Origin of the sequence: Pseudomonas sp. S8 (assembly GCF_050473925.1) — a bacterium.
In the GTDB taxonomy this organism is placed as follows: domain Bacteria; phylum Pseudomonadota; class Gammaproteobacteria; order Pseudomonadales; family Pseudomonadaceae; genus Aquipseudomonas; species Aquipseudomonas parakoreensis.
On record NZ_JBFDVZ010000016.1, the window covers coordinates 688,286 to 702,504 of the forward strand.

12 protein-coding genes are annotated in these 14,219 nt (G+C 61.1%); 8 read left to right on the plus strand and 4 right to left on the minus strand.

Features of this window, described 5'->3' with window-relative positions:
* Positions 1-78: 78 nt before the first annotated feature.
* A complete protein-coding gene (locus AB1J88_RS04575) occupies positions 79-1,761 on the plus strand; it encodes a SulP family inorganic anion transporter (protein WP_430290341.1) in 1,683 nt (560 codons plus the stop codon).
* Between the two features lie 51 nt (positions 1,762-1,812).
* Here AB1J88_RS04575 and acnB read toward each other — a convergent pair whose 3' ends face one another.
* Positions 1,813-4,422: a bifunctional aconitate hydratase 2/2-methylisocitrate dehydratase gene (gene acnB / locus AB1J88_RS04580; RefSeq protein WP_041067375.1), complete on the minus strand. Its 2,610-nt coding sequence runs from the start codon at positions 4,420-4,422 to the stop codon at positions 1,813-1,815.
* Between the two features lie 467 nt (positions 4,423-4,889).
* Here acnB and AB1J88_RS04585 point away from each other — a divergent pair, with 467 nt between their 5' ends.
* Positions 4,890-5,360, plus strand: a complete 471-nt coding sequence (locus tag AB1J88_RS04585; protein ID WP_007965774.1) for a DUF1289 domain-containing protein — start codon at positions 4,890-4,892, stop codon at positions 5,358-5,360.
* Positions 5,361-5,568: 208 nt separating this feature from the next.
* Here AB1J88_RS04585 and AB1J88_RS04590 read toward each other — a convergent pair whose 3' ends face one another.
* Positions 5,569-6,432, minus strand: a complete 864-nt coding sequence (locus AB1J88_RS04590; RefSeq protein WP_430290343.1) for a universal stress protein — start codon at positions 6,430-6,432, stop codon at positions 5,569-5,571.
* Between the two features lie 159 nt (positions 6,433-6,591).
* Between AB1J88_RS04590 and AB1J88_RS04595 the strand changes: the two genes are divergently transcribed.
* The 3 genes from AB1J88_RS04595 (at position 6,592) to AB1J88_RS04605 (ending at position 9,413) form a co-directional block, all read left to right on the plus strand.
* The gene (locus AB1J88_RS04595) at positions 6,592-7,200 is read left to right on the plus strand and encodes a tRNA-(ms[2]io[6]A)-hydroxylase (RefSeq protein WP_108182977.1); all 609 of its coding nucleotides are present in this window, start codon (positions 6,592-6,594) and stop codon (positions 7,198-7,200) included.
* A gap of 218 nt (positions 7,201-7,418) precedes the next feature.
* Positions 7,419-8,126: a response regulator gene (locus tag AB1J88_RS04600; RefSeq protein WP_027613172.1), complete on the plus strand. Its 708-nt coding sequence runs from the start codon at positions 7,419-7,421 to the stop codon at positions 8,124-8,126.
* Positions 8,127-9,413, plus strand: coding sequence for an ATP-binding protein (locus AB1J88_RS04605; protein WP_041067365.1), 1,287 nt, complete (start codon positions 8,127-8,129; stop codon positions 9,411-9,413).
* Positions 9,414-9,537: 124 nt separating this feature from the next.
* On the opposite strand, the gene AB1J88_RS04610 is transcribed toward AB1J88_RS04605, so the two are convergent.
* Positions 9,538-10,026: a GFA family protein gene (locus AB1J88_RS04610; protein WP_430290344.1), complete on the minus strand. Its 489-nt coding sequence runs from the start codon at positions 10,024-10,026 to the stop codon at positions 9,538-9,540.
* Between the two features lie 232 nt (positions 10,027-10,258).
* Between AB1J88_RS04610 and AB1J88_RS04615 the strand changes: the two genes are divergently transcribed.
* The 3 genes from AB1J88_RS04615 to AB1J88_RS04625 all read left to right on the plus strand — a co-directional run bounded on the left by AB1J88_RS04615 (position 10,259) and on the right by AB1J88_RS04625 (position 13,464).
* Entirely contained in the window at positions 10,259-11,143 is an 885-nt protein-coding gene (locus tag AB1J88_RS04615; protein WP_430290345.1) for a LysR substrate-binding domain-containing protein, read from the plus strand.
* Between the two features lie 99 nt (positions 11,144-11,242).
* A complete protein-coding gene (gene aguA / locus AB1J88_RS04620) occupies positions 11,243-12,364 on the plus strand; it encodes an agmatine deiminase (RefSeq protein ID WP_430290346.1) in 1,122 nt (373 codons plus the stop codon).
* Between the two features lie 2 nt (positions 12,365-12,366).
* Positions 12,367-13,464, plus strand: a complete 1,098-nt coding sequence (locus AB1J88_RS04625; RefSeq protein WP_430290347.1) for an extracellular solute-binding protein — start codon at positions 12,367-12,369, stop codon at positions 13,462-13,464.
* A gap of 133 nt (positions 13,465-13,597) precedes the next feature.
* Here the strand turns inward: AB1J88_RS04625 and AB1J88_RS04630 are convergent, their stop codons facing one another.
* Positions 13,598-14,218: a DNA-3-methyladenine glycosylase family protein gene (locus AB1J88_RS04630; RefSeq protein WP_430290348.1), complete on the minus strand. Its 621-nt coding sequence runs from the start codon at positions 14,216-14,218 to the stop codon at positions 13,598-13,600.
* Position 14,219: the final 1 nt, after the last annotated feature.

Here is a 14,219-nt window from a genome sequence, read left to right on the forward strand (position 1 = left end):
GTTTGTGTATACCTGTAGGAGCTGCCGAAGGCTGCGATCTTTCGCTTTTCAGCTACAGTAGGCCGCTGCGCATCTCTCATGCACAGCGGCTTTTTTTCGTCTGGAGACAGTGGATTGTCGAGTACGGCCCAACCGGTAGAACCCACCAATCGCTGGCGTGACATCCTCGCCGGCCTGTCGATTGCCGGGCTGCTCTTGCCCGAAGCGGTCGCTTATTCGACCATCGCCGCGCTGGCGCCGCAGGCCGGCGTGATTGCTCTGTTTGCCGGATTGCTCTGCTACGGGCTGTTTGGCACCAGCCGCTTTGCCATTGTCTCGGCCACGTCTTCGTCAGCGGCGGTGCTGGCGGCGACCACCGCGACCATGGCCAATGGCGACCCGCAGTTACGCGCGACGCTGGCGGTCGGCTTGGTACTGGTCACCGGTGGGCTGTTCTTGCTGGCGGGGATCTTTCGCTTCGGCAGCGTGACTTCGTTTATCGCCAAACCGGTATTGCGCGGTTTCGCCTTCGGCCTGGCGCTGACGATCATCCTCAAACAGGTCGCCAGCGTGGTCGGCGTGCACCTGACCGACGCCAATCTGGTGCGCTTCGCCCCGCAATTGCTCGAACAACTGCCGCAATGGAACTGGCCGGCGGCTGCTGTCGCTGCGGTGGCTCTGCTGTTGTTGAGCCTGTTCTCCCGTTTTCCACGGGTGCCCGGCGGTTTGCTGGTGGTAGTGATCGGTATCGTCGCCGGGCAATGGCTGAACCTGCCGGCCCACGGTGTGAAGTTGATCGGCTTGATCGACCTGAGCCTGGAAGTACCGAACCTGCCGGTGCTGCCGTTTGCCGACTGGCTGCGGCTGGGGGAGGTGGGGTTCGCGCTGGTGATGATTCTGTATGCAGAGTCGTACGGCTCGATCAGTGCGTTCGCCCTCAAACACGGTGATCGTGTGACCTCCAACCGTGATCTGCTGGCGCTGGGGGCCTCGAATCTGTTGTCCGGATTGTTCCATGGCATGCCAGCGGGGGCCGGGTATTCGGCGACGTCGGCGAACGAGGCAGCCGGGGCGACGTCACGCTGGGCCGGTGGCGTGGCGGCGCTGGTGGTGCTGGTGATCGTGCTGACGGTATTGCCGTGGATCGCCCTGACGCCGGAGCCGATTCTGGCGGCCATCGTGATTCATGCGCTGGCGCGTGGCTTGAGTCTGCAGCCGCTGGGGCGCTACTTCGTCTGGCGCCGGGATCGGCTGCTGGTGATGTGCGCGGTGGGGGCGGTGCTGGTGCTGGGCATTCTCGACGGCTTGCTGGTGTCGGTGGCGATCAGCGTGTTGCTGATGCTCAAACAGATGTCGGCGGCGGACATTCAGGTGCTCGGGCGAATCGACGGCGGGCACGATTTTGTCGATTTGCAGCGACATCCAACGGCGACGGTTGAGCCGGGAGTGCTGATTGTGCGGCCCAGTGAGGCATTGTTCTTTGCCAATGTGGAGCGGATTCTCGGTGCGGCGCTGCATTTGATTCGTCATTCGCAAGTGCCGCTGCACACGGTGATCCTCAGTCTGGAGGAAACCCCGGACCTGGACGGCACCAGTATCGAGGCGATGCAGGAGTTTTTCCTGCGGGTGCATCAGGAGGGCAAGCGGCTGATTCTGGCGCGGCTCAAACAGGAAGCGCTGGTCGCGTTGGAGGCGTTGCCGGAGGTAACGGCTAACGCGGTGATACTCAGCGGGCTGAGCGTCGATGGGGCGGTGCAGCAAGCCCTCAAACTCAAGGCATAAAAAACGCCGCACATCTCACGATGGGCGGCGTTTTTTCATTGCGTTGCAGCGTTAGGCTTGAACGACCGGAATCTTGGCGTTCGCAGCCGCTTCACGGAACTCGGCGATCTGGTCGAAGGACAGGTAGCGGTAAACATCGGCCGCCATGCTGTCGATCTTGCCAGCGTATTCCATGTACTCCTCGACGGTCGGCAGGCGACCCAGGATCGAAGCCACGGACGCCAGTTCGGCCGAAGCCAGGTAGACGTTCGCGCCGTCGCCCAGACGGTTCGGGAAGTTACGGGTCGACGTCGAGACCACGGTGCTGTTCGGCTCAACGCGTGCCTGGTTACCCATGCACAGCGAGCAGCCTGGCATTTCCATGCGCGCGCCGGCCTTGCCGTAGATGCCGTAGTAGCCTTCTTCGGTCAGTTGGTGAGCGTCCATTTTGGTCGGCGGCGACAGCCACAGACGGGTTGGCAGCTGACCCTTGACCTGATCCAGCAGTTTACCGGCAGCGCGGAAGTGACCGATGTTGGTCATGCACGAACCGATGAACACTTCGTCGATCTTCTCGCCAGCGACGCTGGACAGCAGACGGGCGTCGTCCGGATCGTTCGGCGCGCACAGTACCGGCTCGTTGATCTCGGCCAGATCGATTTCGATGATTTCGGCGTATTCGGCGTCGGCATCGGCTTCCATCAGTTGCGGGTTGGCGATCCAGGCTTCCATCGCTTGCGCACGACGTTCCAGGGTACGCGCATCGCCGTAGCCTTCGCCGATCATCCAGCGCAGCAGGGTGATGTTGGACTGCAGGTACTCGGTGATCGACTCTTTCGACAGCTTGATGGTGCAACCGGCAGCCGAACGTTCGGCCGAGGCGTCGGACAGTTCGAACGCCTGCTCCAGGGTCAGACCTTCCAGGCCTTCGATTTCCAGGATGCGGCCGGAGAAGGCGTTTTTCTTGCCTTTCTTCTCGACGGTCAGCAGACCGTTCTGGATGGCGAAGTAAGGAATGGCATGAACCAGGTCACGCAGGGTGATGCCAGGTTTCATTTTGCCTTTGAAGCGCACCAGGATCGATTCCGGCATGTCCAGCGGCATGACGCCGGTGGCAGCGGCGAACGCGACCAGACCGGAACCGGCCGGGAACGAGATGCCCATCGGGAAACGGGTGTGCGAGTCACCACCGGTACCGACGGTGTCCGGCAGCAGCATGCGGTTCAGCCACGAGTGGATGATGCCGTCGCCCGGACGCAGGGAAACGCCGCCGCGGGTCATGATGAAGTCAGGCAGGGTGTGGTGGGTGGTCACGTCGATCGGCTTCGGATACGCCGCGGTGTGGCAGAAGGACTGCATCACCAGATCAGCGGAGAAGCCCAGGCACGCCAGGTCTTTCAGTTCGTCACGGGTCATTGGACCGGTGGTGTCCTGGGAACCGACGGTGGTCATTTTCGGTTCGCAGTAGGTGCCAGGACGAACGCCTTTGCCTTCTGCCAGACCGCACGCCTTGCCGACCATTTTCTGCGCCAGGGTGAAGCCCTTGGTGCTTTCAGCCGGTGCTTCCGGCTTCTTGAACAGGTCGAACGCAGGCAGACCCAGTTCGGCGCGCGCCTTCTCGGTCAGGCCACGGCCGATGATCAGCGGGATACGACCGCCGGCACGGACTTCGTCCAGCAGCACAGGGGTCTTCATTTCGAAGGTGGTGATGACTTCGTCGGTACCGTGCTTGCAGACTTTGCCGGCGTGCGGGTACAGGTCGATCACGTCGCCCATGTTCATGTTCGACACGTCGAACTCGATCGGCAGTGCGCCGGCATCTTCCATGGTGTTGTAGAAGATCGGAGCGATTTTGCTGCCGAAGCAGAAACCGCCAGCGCGCTTGTTCGGCACGTAAGGGATGTCGTCACCGAAGAACCACAGCACCGAGTTGGTCGCCGATTTACGCGAGGAACCGGTACCGACCACGTCACCGACGTAGGCGATCGGGAAGCCTTGACCGCGCATTTCTTCGATCTGCTTCATCGGGCCGGTCTTGCCTTGCTCGTCCGGAACGATGCCGTCACGGGCCATTTTCAGCATGGCCAGGGCGTGCAGCGGGATGTCAGGACGCGACCAGGCGTCTGGTGCCGGGGACAGGTCGTCGGTGTTGGTTTCGCCGGTGACCTTGAACACGCGCAGGCTGATCTTGTCGGCCAGCACAGGGCGCTTCTTGAACCACTCGCCGTCAGCCCAGGATTGCAGCACGGCTTTGGCGTGAACGTTGCCGTTCTTGGCTTTTTCAGCCACGTCGTGGAAGGCATCGAACATCAGCAGGGTGTGCTTGAGTTCTTCGGCAGCCACTGGCGCCAGCTCGGCGTTGTCCAGCAGTTCAACCAGAGTCACGATGTTGTAGCCGCCCTGCATGGTGCCGAGCAGTTCTACAGCGCGCTTCTTGTCCAGCAGAGGGGAGGTGACTTCGCCTTTGGCCAGGGCGGACAGGAAACCGGCTTTGACGTAAGCGGCTTCGTCCACTCCTGGTGGTACGCGATTGGTGATCAGGTCAACGAGGAAAGCTTCTTCGCCAGCCGGAGGATTCTTCAGCAGCTCGACCAGGCCTGCAGTTTGTTCGGCGTTAAGCGGCTGGGGAACGATACCCAGGGCTGCACGCTCTTCGATATGTTTGCGGTAGGCTTCAAGCACAGTTATTACCCTCATCAGTGGTCCCAAATGGGTGTCCGGGACGCTCATCCCGAAACTGCCGTACTCATGCACCGCACGACGTTGTGAGTCGTTTGGCCAGAATTACCGGCAATTCCTTACAGAAGCTGCTTTCAAAGTTTTACGCCTGCAGAACGGGGAGCTGATGAGGGTTGGCGTTGGGCTTTTCCCCGCTGGAAAAACCCTTCGCCAACACCGCTCTGAAGGAACGACTGTGCTCGTGACGCTTTGAAAACAGCTTCTAACGGACATTGGCGCCTTAAAAGGCTGGCTGATTCTACGGCAAAAAAAATTTAAAGGTAAGTCGCGCTCTATTGGACTTTGGTGGCGTTGTGCGCGGGCGAGGCAAACCGCGAGCCAGCGCTTGCCCCTGACGTTTGAGGGGTGATCAATGGCCGACAAAGGGCTAACATGCCGGCCTGTTCCGCGTTTCAGTGTTTTGCCAATTTATGCCCAATCAGACCATCAAGACCCCCTGCGTCGGCCTCTGCTCCACTGTTTACGGAGATCTGGTGTGCCGTGGCTGCAAGCGTTTCCACCACGAAGTGATCCACTGGAATGGTTACGGCGAGGAGGAAAAGCGTGCGGTGTGGTTGCGTCTGGAGCAATTGCTGTCACAAGTGATGGCGAGCAAGGTCGAGATCTTCGATCCGGCGCGCCTGCGCCAGCAGCTGGAGCAGCGCAAGATCCGTTTCGTGCCGCATCAGTCGGAATATTGCTGGGCCTATCAGCTGATTGCGCGCGGGGCGCGGGTGATCATTAATCTGGAAGCCTATGGGATGGTGTTGCTGCCGGAGTTCCGCGACTGGAACCTGCCGGAACTGCGCGATGCCATTGATCGGGAATTCTTCCTGTTGTCGGAAGCGCATTATCAACGCTATATCGCCCCCGGCTTTCTGAAAGACGCCTTCGGCGCCTAGAAGCTTCGCGAGCAGGCTCGCTCCCACAATGATCGGAGTGGAATGCAAATATTGTGGGAGCTGGCTTGCCAGCGATGAGGGCGGTGCATCCAATATCAATGTTGACTGACCCACCGCTATCGCTGGCAAGCCAGCTCCCACAGGAATATGCATTCCAACTGTGGGAGCGAGCCTGCTCGCGAAGGCGCCGGTTCAGGCACCGTAATCCTCAGTGTTTCACCGCCAACTCCACCAGATGATCCTCAACCTCCTGCGGCTTGAGCACCAGCACGTCGCTTTCCAGTGCATCCAGCACCACTTCAGCGGTATTGCCGATCAACGCGCCTGACAACCCGCTGCGTGCCACGGTGCCGATCACGGTCACCGCCGCCTGCAGCTTGTGCGCCATGAACGGAATCAACACATCCGCCGGGCCTTCCTCGATATGCAGGTGCTCGTCGTCCACATCGAACTCGGCCTGAAACGCCTTGCACTGCTCGCGGTACCGCGCTTCGATGGTTTCCTTGAGCTGGAAGGTCGGATCCGCGGCCGAGAGCATGGGCGACGGATGCGCCGTGATCACATGCAGATGCGCCTTGGCCAGGCTGGCAATGTCGTAGCCATGATCAATGATCGTGGTGTGCAAATGCCGGTGTTCGCCATCGGTATTGCCCACGTCCACAGCCGCAAGAATCACTCGGTCTTTCCAGGAGGTGGATGTTTTCACCAACAGCACCGGAGTCGGGCAGTGGCGCAGCAGTTTCCAGTCGGCCGGGGTCAGCAGAGCCTTTTTCAGCGCGCTGTCGGGATAGTGCTGTTTGATCACCAGCCCGCAACCTTCGGCCTGCTGCACGTCGATGATGGTCTCGTGCAGGCTTTCGTTCCACGCCTGTTCGGTGGTCACGCTGTAGCCATCCGCCAGCAGTGCGGCTTTGAGCACGCCAAGCATGCCGGCATGGTCGTGCTTGCGGTCACACACCAGCAGGTGCAGATGGGCCTGGGTCACGCCGGCGATCAACTTGGCGCGCTTGAGCGCCAGGCTTTCCGAATGTTCGGGTTCGATGACCACCAGAATGCTGCGAATGGCTTGCATGAGCGGAGTCTCCAGCAAAGAAAAGGCACGGCGTTGCACAACTATAGTTGCTGCTCATGCGCCTGCGACTTGATGCATATCAACGCCTGCGACTGGTGGTCTGCGGGCAGGCCGGTATAATCGGCGGCCTTTGCTCGTACACCTTTTACCGTGAGCCTCATGATCCTTCCCGAAATCCACGAATTCCTTGGCTGCCGCACACCCGACGCCTGGGTCCAGGCCGCACTGGCCGATCAGGAAACCCTGCTGATCGACCACAAGAACTGCGAGTTCAAGGCCGCCAGCACCGCGCTGAGCCTGATTGCCAAGTACCATTCCCACGTCGACCTGATCAACATGATGTCGCGTCTGGCCCGGGAAGAACTGGTGCACCACGAACAAGTCATGCGCATCATGAAACGCCGCAAGATCGAGCTGCGCCAGTTGCACGCCGGGCGCTACGCCTCGGGACTGCGCAAAGTGGTGCGCAGCCATGAGCCGGTGAAACTGGTGGATACCCTGGTGGTCGGCGCATTTATCGAAGCGCGCAGTTGCGAGCGTTTCGAAGCGCTGGTGCCGCATCTGGACGAAGAACTCGGCAAGTTCTATTTCGGCCTGCTGAAAAGCGAGGCGCGGCACTTCCAGGGTTATCTGAAACTGGCTTACCAGTACGGCGACGCGAAGGACATTGCTCAGGTGATCGACAGGGTGCGTGCTGCCGAGCAGGAACTGATCGAATCGCCGGATGAAGAGTTTCGCTTCCACAGTGGTGTGCCGGCTGCCGCATAACCTGTAGGAGCTGCCGAAGGCTGCGATCTGTTGATCTTGTTTCAAAAATCAAAAGATTGCAGCCTTCGGCAGCTCCTACTTGTTAAAAACTCTTAAGAGTATGAAATATCACCGAAAACCGGCCCCTGCGGCCGGTTTTTGCTGCCCGAAACAACGCCTCGCCGACGATTGCCGCCATACTGTCGACCATTTCACACATGGGTTGGCAGACGGTCGTTATGGATAACCTGGGTTTTGGCAAAGTCCTGCTGGTCGAAGACGATGAACGTCTGGCCACGCTGATTGCGCACTTTCTCGAGCAGCATGGCTACGAGGTGCGCGCGGTGCATCGCGGCGATCTGGCGGTGGCCGCGTTTCTCGAGTTCCAGCCCAAAGTGGTGGTGCTCGACCTGATGCTGCCGGGGCAGAGCGGGCTGCACGTGTGCCGGGAAATTCGCAGCGTGTCGGACACGCCGATTGTCATCCTCACCGCCAAGGAAGACGACCTCGACCACATTCTCGGCCTGGAATCTGGCGCCGACGATTACGTGATCAAACCGATCAAACCGCCGGTATTGCTCGCTCGGCTACGCGCCTTGCAGCGTCGGCAGATGCCGGAGGCCGGCGTGGTCAGTGCGCTGGAGTTCGGCCGCTTGAGCATCGACCGCAGCTGCCGCGAAGTGCGGCTGGCTGGCGAGATCATCGAGATGACCACCATGGAATTCGAGCTGCTGTGGCTGCTGGCCAGCGCCGCCGGCAAAACCCTGTCCCGCGATGACATCCTCAACCGCATGCGCGGTATCGCCTTCGATGGGCTCAATCGCAGCGTCGACGTGTACATCAGCAAGTTGCGCAACAAACTCAAGGACAATCCCCGTGAGCCGGTGTGCATCAAGACCGTGTGGGGCAAGGGTTACCTGTTCAATCCATTCGCGTGGGAGCTGTAGATGCTGCGGTTATTCCTCGGGCTGTTTCTGGTGATGACGGTGGGCCTGGTCCTGGCCCTGCAAACTGTCGAACACACCTTCAACGCGTTGCTCGACAACCAGATGCAGGCCTACAACCGTGAGGCGGTGCGCGGGCAGGCGTGGTCACTGGTCGAGCACATGCGCGATCAGCAAGGCGCGGCGCGTGAACAGCAGCTGGAAGCGTTGCGCCCGCACTACGGCTTGTCGCTGAAGCTGATCGAAGCCGATCAACTGGACCTCAGCACCGAGGAAAAGGCCGAACTGGCGCAAAACCTGTTGGTGATCCGCGACAACTACACCCAATTCATCAGCAACATCGACGGTGGTTCGCAACTGCTCAGCATCAAGCTGCCACCCGAACCGAGCCTGATGCCGTTCTACATCGCGGTGGCTTACGCGATGCTCGCGGTGCTGATCGGCATCGTCCTGTTCTTCTGGGTACGCCCGCACTGGCGCGATCTGGAAAAACTGCGTCTGGCCGCCGAGCGCTTTGGCGATAACGATCTGTCGGTGCGCATTCAACTGTCGAAACGCTCGAACATCCGCGATCTGGCGGAACACTTCAACCTGATGGCGGCGCGCATCGAGAGCCTGATCGCCAATCAGCGCGAGCTGACCAACGCGGTCTCCCACGAATTGCGTACGCCAATTGCGCGGCTGTCGTTTGAACTCGACCAGCTCAAGCAACAGCCGGACGCCAGCCAGAACCGCGAACTGATCGCCGACATGTACGCCGACCTCGGCGAGTTGGAAGAAATGGTCTCCGAACTGCTGACCTACGCCAGCCTCGAACGCGGTGCGACGGTGATCAAGCGCGAAAACATTCAAGCGGCCAACTGGCTCGACAGCGTGGTCGGCAGCGTTGCGCTGGAGGCGGAAGCGGCGGGGGTGCAGTTGCTGATTGGTGACTGCCGGCTCGACACCGTGCGCATTGAGCCGCGGTTCATGGCGCGGGCGGTGATCAATCTGCTGCGTAATGCCATTCGTTATGCCGAGCAGCGAGTCGAGGTGACGCTGGTGCGCAGCGGCGATTACTACGAAGTGCGGGTCAACGACGATGGTCCGGGGGTGCCGGTGGAAGGCCGGGAGAAGATCTTCGAACCGTTCTCGCGGCTGGATGCCAGTCGCGACCGTCGTACCGGCGGATTCGGCCTGGGGCTGGCGCTGGTGCGGCGGGTGTCGCAGTCCCATGGCGGGCAGGTCGAGGTCGGGGAATCGGTGTGGGGTGGGGCGTCGTTCCGGATGACCTGGGCGCATCTGGACTGATCTGCGTTGTCGGTTCCAGCCCTATCGCTGGCAAGCCAGCTCCCACAGGCTTTGTGTACGCCCCGGAACCTGTGGGAGCTGGCTTGCCAGCGATAGGGCCATCAATCACACCACAAAACTGTACTTATTTGACCAACCCCAAGCGCTCATGCCACTGCGCAATCGACTCCTCGGGGTACACCGCAAACTGTTTGTCCTTGGGCTGCGCATCCACCTCGACCCAGGGCGCCTTCGACCCCAGCATCAAATGCGTGTGTTGCGGCGGTACCGGCAGCGGCGTATCGATGGCCGAGGCGAACGGGTGGATCAGCTCCGGCCACTCAGGGCTGAACAACCATAAACCGCTGCCGCACTGTGAGCAGAAATGCCGCTCGGCCGTGCTGCGATGGGCACGTTTTTCACCTGCTTCCTTCATCTTCGCGTGGTAGATGCTGATGTGCTTGCGCCCCTGAACCTTGAGGCTGGCCGCGTCGCCACCCAGGTTGATCGCGTAACCGCCACCGCCCTGGGTCTTGCGGCAGATCGAGCAGTAGCAGCGTTGATAGGGATAGGGATGGGCGCTGGTCAGGCTGAAGGTGACGGCGCCGCAGTGGCAAGAGCCTTCGAGGTGCATGCTGGGCCTCCGGTTGGCTGGATGGGTTTGAATGAGCCTAGAAGAATTGTGTGAATGTGCCGACGCCATCGCTGGCAAGCCAGCTCCCACAGTGATTTTTTGGTGTGCGCGGCTTTGCCATTCGACACAAAACCTGTGGGAGCTGGCTTGCCAGCGATGAACGATAACGCGGAGCCACTGGACGCCTGCTCAAGGCCCGGTCAGCATGTCCCCAAAAAAGGCACCCCAACCGATGCGAAGACTCCCCTCACTGGCCGCCCTCAGAACCTTCGAATGCGCCGCCCGCCACGCGCATTTCGGCCGGGCTGCCGCCGAGCTGTGCGTCACCGACAGCGCGGTCAGCCACCAGATCCGTCAGCTCGAAGAGCAGCTCGGCGTTTCGCTGTTCATCCGCGAAGGCCGGCAGATCCGCCCGACCATCGCCGCCGGGCGCCTGATGCAGAGCCTGCAGCAGGCCTTCGAATTGATCGGCGAGGCCTGCGATGAACTGCGCGATCCATCCTCGCTGGCGGTCGTGCGTCTGGCGGTCACCGCCGAACTGGCGCAGAAGTGGCTGATGAACCGCCTCACTGATTTCTATGCGCGCTATCCGCACATCACCCTGCATCTCTACGAACAGCCGATCGACGCCAGCGCGCCCGGCGAGGACATCGATCTGGCGATCACCTACGGCACCGGACCTGCAGACAGCAGTTCCTACTTCGTGCGGCCGTTGCCGGCGCTGCAATTCTTCCCGGTGTGCAGCCCCGGGCTGTTCAACCAGGGCGTTCTGAAGTCGCCGAAGGACCTGGTGCGCCATTGCCTGCTGCACGACGATCAGGATGGCAAGACCTGGACAACGTGGCTGACCAGCCACGCCGGTGATCTGCGCCCGCAACGTCAGTTGTATTTCGCCCATGCCGGGTTGGCGCTGGAAGCGGCGGCGCAGGGGCAGGGCGTGGCGATGGGCGACAACCTCACCGCGCAGGAGGACCTGCTGAGCGGGCGACTGGTGCGGCCGTTCAGCGCGAGCATGACCGCGCTCGGCCAATACGCGCTGGTCTGCGAACGGCTGCGCCTGGAGCGTCCGGCGGTGGCGCAGATGCTCGAATGGTTCAACGATCAGTTGAGCGATTGATGAGTTGAATTCAACGGTTCCGCAATAATCATCGTTGGCGAGCCTGCCGTCCGCGACCTTAGCCTGTGGTCATTCCCCAACCCAAGACGAGGTTTGACCATGGCACGTTTGCTCGACTCCACCCCCAAACACGACGGCTTCCGTCTGCCCGGCGAATTCGAAGCCAAATCCAGCTGCTGGCTCGGCTGGCCGGAGCGCACCGACGTGTGGCGCAACGGCGCGAAACCGGCGCAGAAAGTCTGGGTGCAGATCGTCACCGCCATCTCCCACAGCGAACCGGTCACCGTCTGCGCCTCCGCCGCGCAATTCGCCACGGCGCGTCGGCAATTGCCGCCGCAAGTGCGCGTGGTCGAGATGACCTGCAACGACACCTGGTTTCGCGACAGCGGCCCGTGCTTTGTGGTCAACGATGAAAGCGGCGAAGTGCGTGGCGTCGACTTCGAGTTCAACGCCTACGGCGGCCTCGACGGTGGCCTGTATTACCCGTGGGACAAGGACGATCAGATCGCCAGCAAGATCCTCGAAATCGAACGCTTCGACCGTTACCGCGCACCGCTGATTGCCGAACTCGGCGGCATCCAGAGTGACGGTCAGGGCAGCATCCTCACCACTGAGCAATGTCTGCTCAACCGCAATCGCAACCAGCATCTGGGCAAGGACGAGGTCACTCGGCGCCTGACCGATTACCTTGGCGCCGAACAGGTGATCTGGCTGCCACGCGGCTGCAAGTTCGACGAAACCGATGGCCATGTCGATGACCTCGCATGCTTCGTGCGCCCCGGCGAAGTGGTGCTGCAGTGGACCGACAACCGCGATGACCCGCAATGGGAAATCTATCAGGAGGCCTACGACATCCTGCGCAGCACCCGCGACAGTCGAGGTCGCGAGTTGATCGTGCACAAACTGCCGCAACCGGACGTGCTGGAATGGACCGCCGAGGAAGCCGAAGGCCTCGATCAGCAGGACAGCACCCATACCCGTCAGGCCGGCACCAGAATCTGCGCGTCGTACATCAACTACTACGCCGGCAACAGTTCGATCGTGGTACCGCTGTTCGGTGATCGCAACGATCAGGTGGCCATGGCGACGCTCGCCGAACTGTTCCCGCAGCACAAGATCGTCGGCATCGAAAATTCCCGGGAAATCCTCCTCGGTGGCGGCAACGTCGCGTGCATCACCATGCCGCAATACGCCGGCACGTCTAATCGCAAGGGGGTGTGATGATGGGCCTGCACAAACTGACTCAAGCGTTATTGCTGGTGCTTGCACCCCTGTGTGTGCAGGCTGCCGAAACGGCGAAACCGGTGGTCAATCTGTACATCTGGGGCGAGTACCTGGCCCCGGATACGCTGAAGAATTTTGAAGCGCAGACCGGCATTCAGGTGGTCGCCGATCACTTCGATTCGCTGGAAACCGTGGAAACCAAACTGCTCACCGGGCGCAGCGGTTATGACCTGGTGCTGACCGCCGGCCAGCACCTGTCGCGGGCCATCGAGAGTGGTGCGATCCAGCCGCTGGACAAGGCCCGGGTGCCACACTTTGCCGGGGTTGGCGAGGAGTTTCGCCAGCACATGGCGGTGTTCGATCCGGGTAACCGTTACGCCGGCATTTATGCCTGGGGCACCACCGGCGTCGGCTATCAGGAGCAAGCGATCAAGCAGCGTTTACCAGAAGCGCCGACCGACAGCTGGGCGATGCTGTTCGACCCGGCGGTGGTGGCGAAATTTGCCGACTGTGGCGTGAGTCTGCTCAACGATCCAAACGAAGTGTTCGCCGCAGTCATGAAGTACCTGGGCCTGGACATCAACCGGCAGAATCTTGATGACCTGAAACTCGCCGAGCAGCAACTGGCGAAGATCCGCCCGTACATCCGTTACTTCGACAACGACCTGAACATCAGCGACCTGGCCAACGGCAATACCTGCGTGGCGATGTCGTGGAACGGCAACGTGGCGATTGCAGCCGGGCAGGCGCAAGCGGCGAACAAGCCGTTCCAGCTCAGTTACCGCATCCCCAAAGAGGGCACGTTGATCTGGTTCGACGCCATGGTCATTCCCAAGGATGCGCCGCATCCACAGGCCGGGCTGGCGTTGATGGATTATCTGATGACGCCTGAGGTGATCGCGCCGATCACTGACACCATCCACTACGCCAATGCGATCACGGCGGCGGATGCTTTGGTTGACGCGTCGATCCGCAATGATCCGGGGACGTACCCGTCAGCGGCGGTGCGGGCTTCGCTGTACAGCAAGAACGACAATGGCAAGGCGTTCAATCGGGCTTTGATTCGGGCGTTCAGCAAGTTGAAGTCAGGTCTGTGATTTGAGGTTGAATCAACTGGCGCCTTCGCGAGCAGGCTCGCTCCCACCTTTGCAATGCATTCCCCTGTAGGAGCTGCCGCAGGCTGCGATCTCTTGAAAAGCAAGATCAAAAGATCGCAGCCTGCGGCAGCTCCTACAGGGTTTTTGGTACGCGCCACAGGTACCAAGCCGCCACCGTCCGATACGGGCTCCACGCCAAGCCGATCTCGATCATCTGCTTGCGCGTCGGCTGCACCTCCAGCCCCTTCATTCGGCGATAGCCCTCGCGCACGCCAAAATCATCCGCCGGCAGAATATCCATGCGCTCCAGGCTGTAGATCAGCAGCATCTCCACCGTCCAGCGGCCAACCCCGCGCAGGCTGACCAGGCGTTCGATCAGCGCTTCATCCTCCATTGCCAGCGCGGTGGGGTAATCCGGCACCACGCCGTCCAGCGTTGCCTGGGCGATGCCCTGAATCGTTGCAATCTTGCCCGCCGAAAAGCCGCAGCCGCGCAGTCGATCAAAGTCGGTCGCGAGAATCTGTTCAGGCCGGGGAAACGTCTGCCCGGGAAACAACGCCACCAGGCGCCCGACAATCGCGTCCCCGGCCTTGGCGTGCAGTTGCTGATAGGCAATCGCCCGCACCAGCGACTGATACGGATCACGCGTCGGGTGCGGTTGATGCAGACACGGGCCGACGGCGGCAATGTGGCGTTGCCAGTCCTCGTCGAGCGCGGCCAGAAACTCACTGGCCGCCTGATAACGATCCGGCATG

Coding starts and splice junctions, on each gene's coding strand:
- AB1J88_RS04615 (WP_430290345.1), top strand. CDS start 10,259: ATGCGAAGACTCCCCTCACTGGCCGCCCTCAGAACCTTCGAATGCGCC.
- AB1J88_RS04630 (WP_430290348.1), bottom strand. CDS start 14,218: ATGCCGGATCGTTATCAGGCGGCCAGTGAGTTTCTGGCCGCGCTCGAC.
- AB1J88_RS04585 (WP_007965774.1), top strand. CDS start 4,890: ATGCCCAATCAGACCATCAAGACCCCCTGCGTCGGCCTCTGCTCCACT.
- AB1J88_RS04595 (WP_108182977.1), top strand. CDS start 6,592: ATGATCCTTCCCGAAATCCACGAATTCCTTGGCTGCCGCACACCCGAC.
- AB1J88_RS04610 (WP_430290344.1), bottom strand. CDS start 10,026: ATGCACCTCGAAGGCTCTTGCCACTGCGGCGCCGTCACCTTCAGCCTG.
- AB1J88_RS04575 (WP_430290341.1), top strand. CDS start 79: ATGCACAGCGGCTTTTTTTCGTCTGGAGACAGTGGATTGTCGAGTACG.
- AB1J88_RS04625 (WP_430290347.1), top strand. CDS start 12,367: ATGGGCCTGCACAAACTGACTCAAGCGTTATTGCTGGTGCTTGCACCC.
- aguA (WP_430290346.1), top strand. CDS start 11,243: ATGGCACGTTTGCTCGACTCCACCCCCAAACACGACGGCTTCCGTCTG.
- AB1J88_RS04600 (WP_027613172.1), top strand. CDS start 7,419: ATGGATAACCTGGGTTTTGGCAAAGTCCTGCTGGTCGAAGACGATGAA.
- AB1J88_RS04590 (WP_430290343.1), bottom strand. CDS start 6,432: ATGCAAGCCATTCGCAGCATTCTGGTGGTCATCGAACCCGAACATTCG.
- AB1J88_RS04605 (WP_041067365.1), top strand. CDS start 8,127: ATGCTGCGGTTATTCCTCGGGCTGTTTCTGGTGATGACGGTGGGCCTG.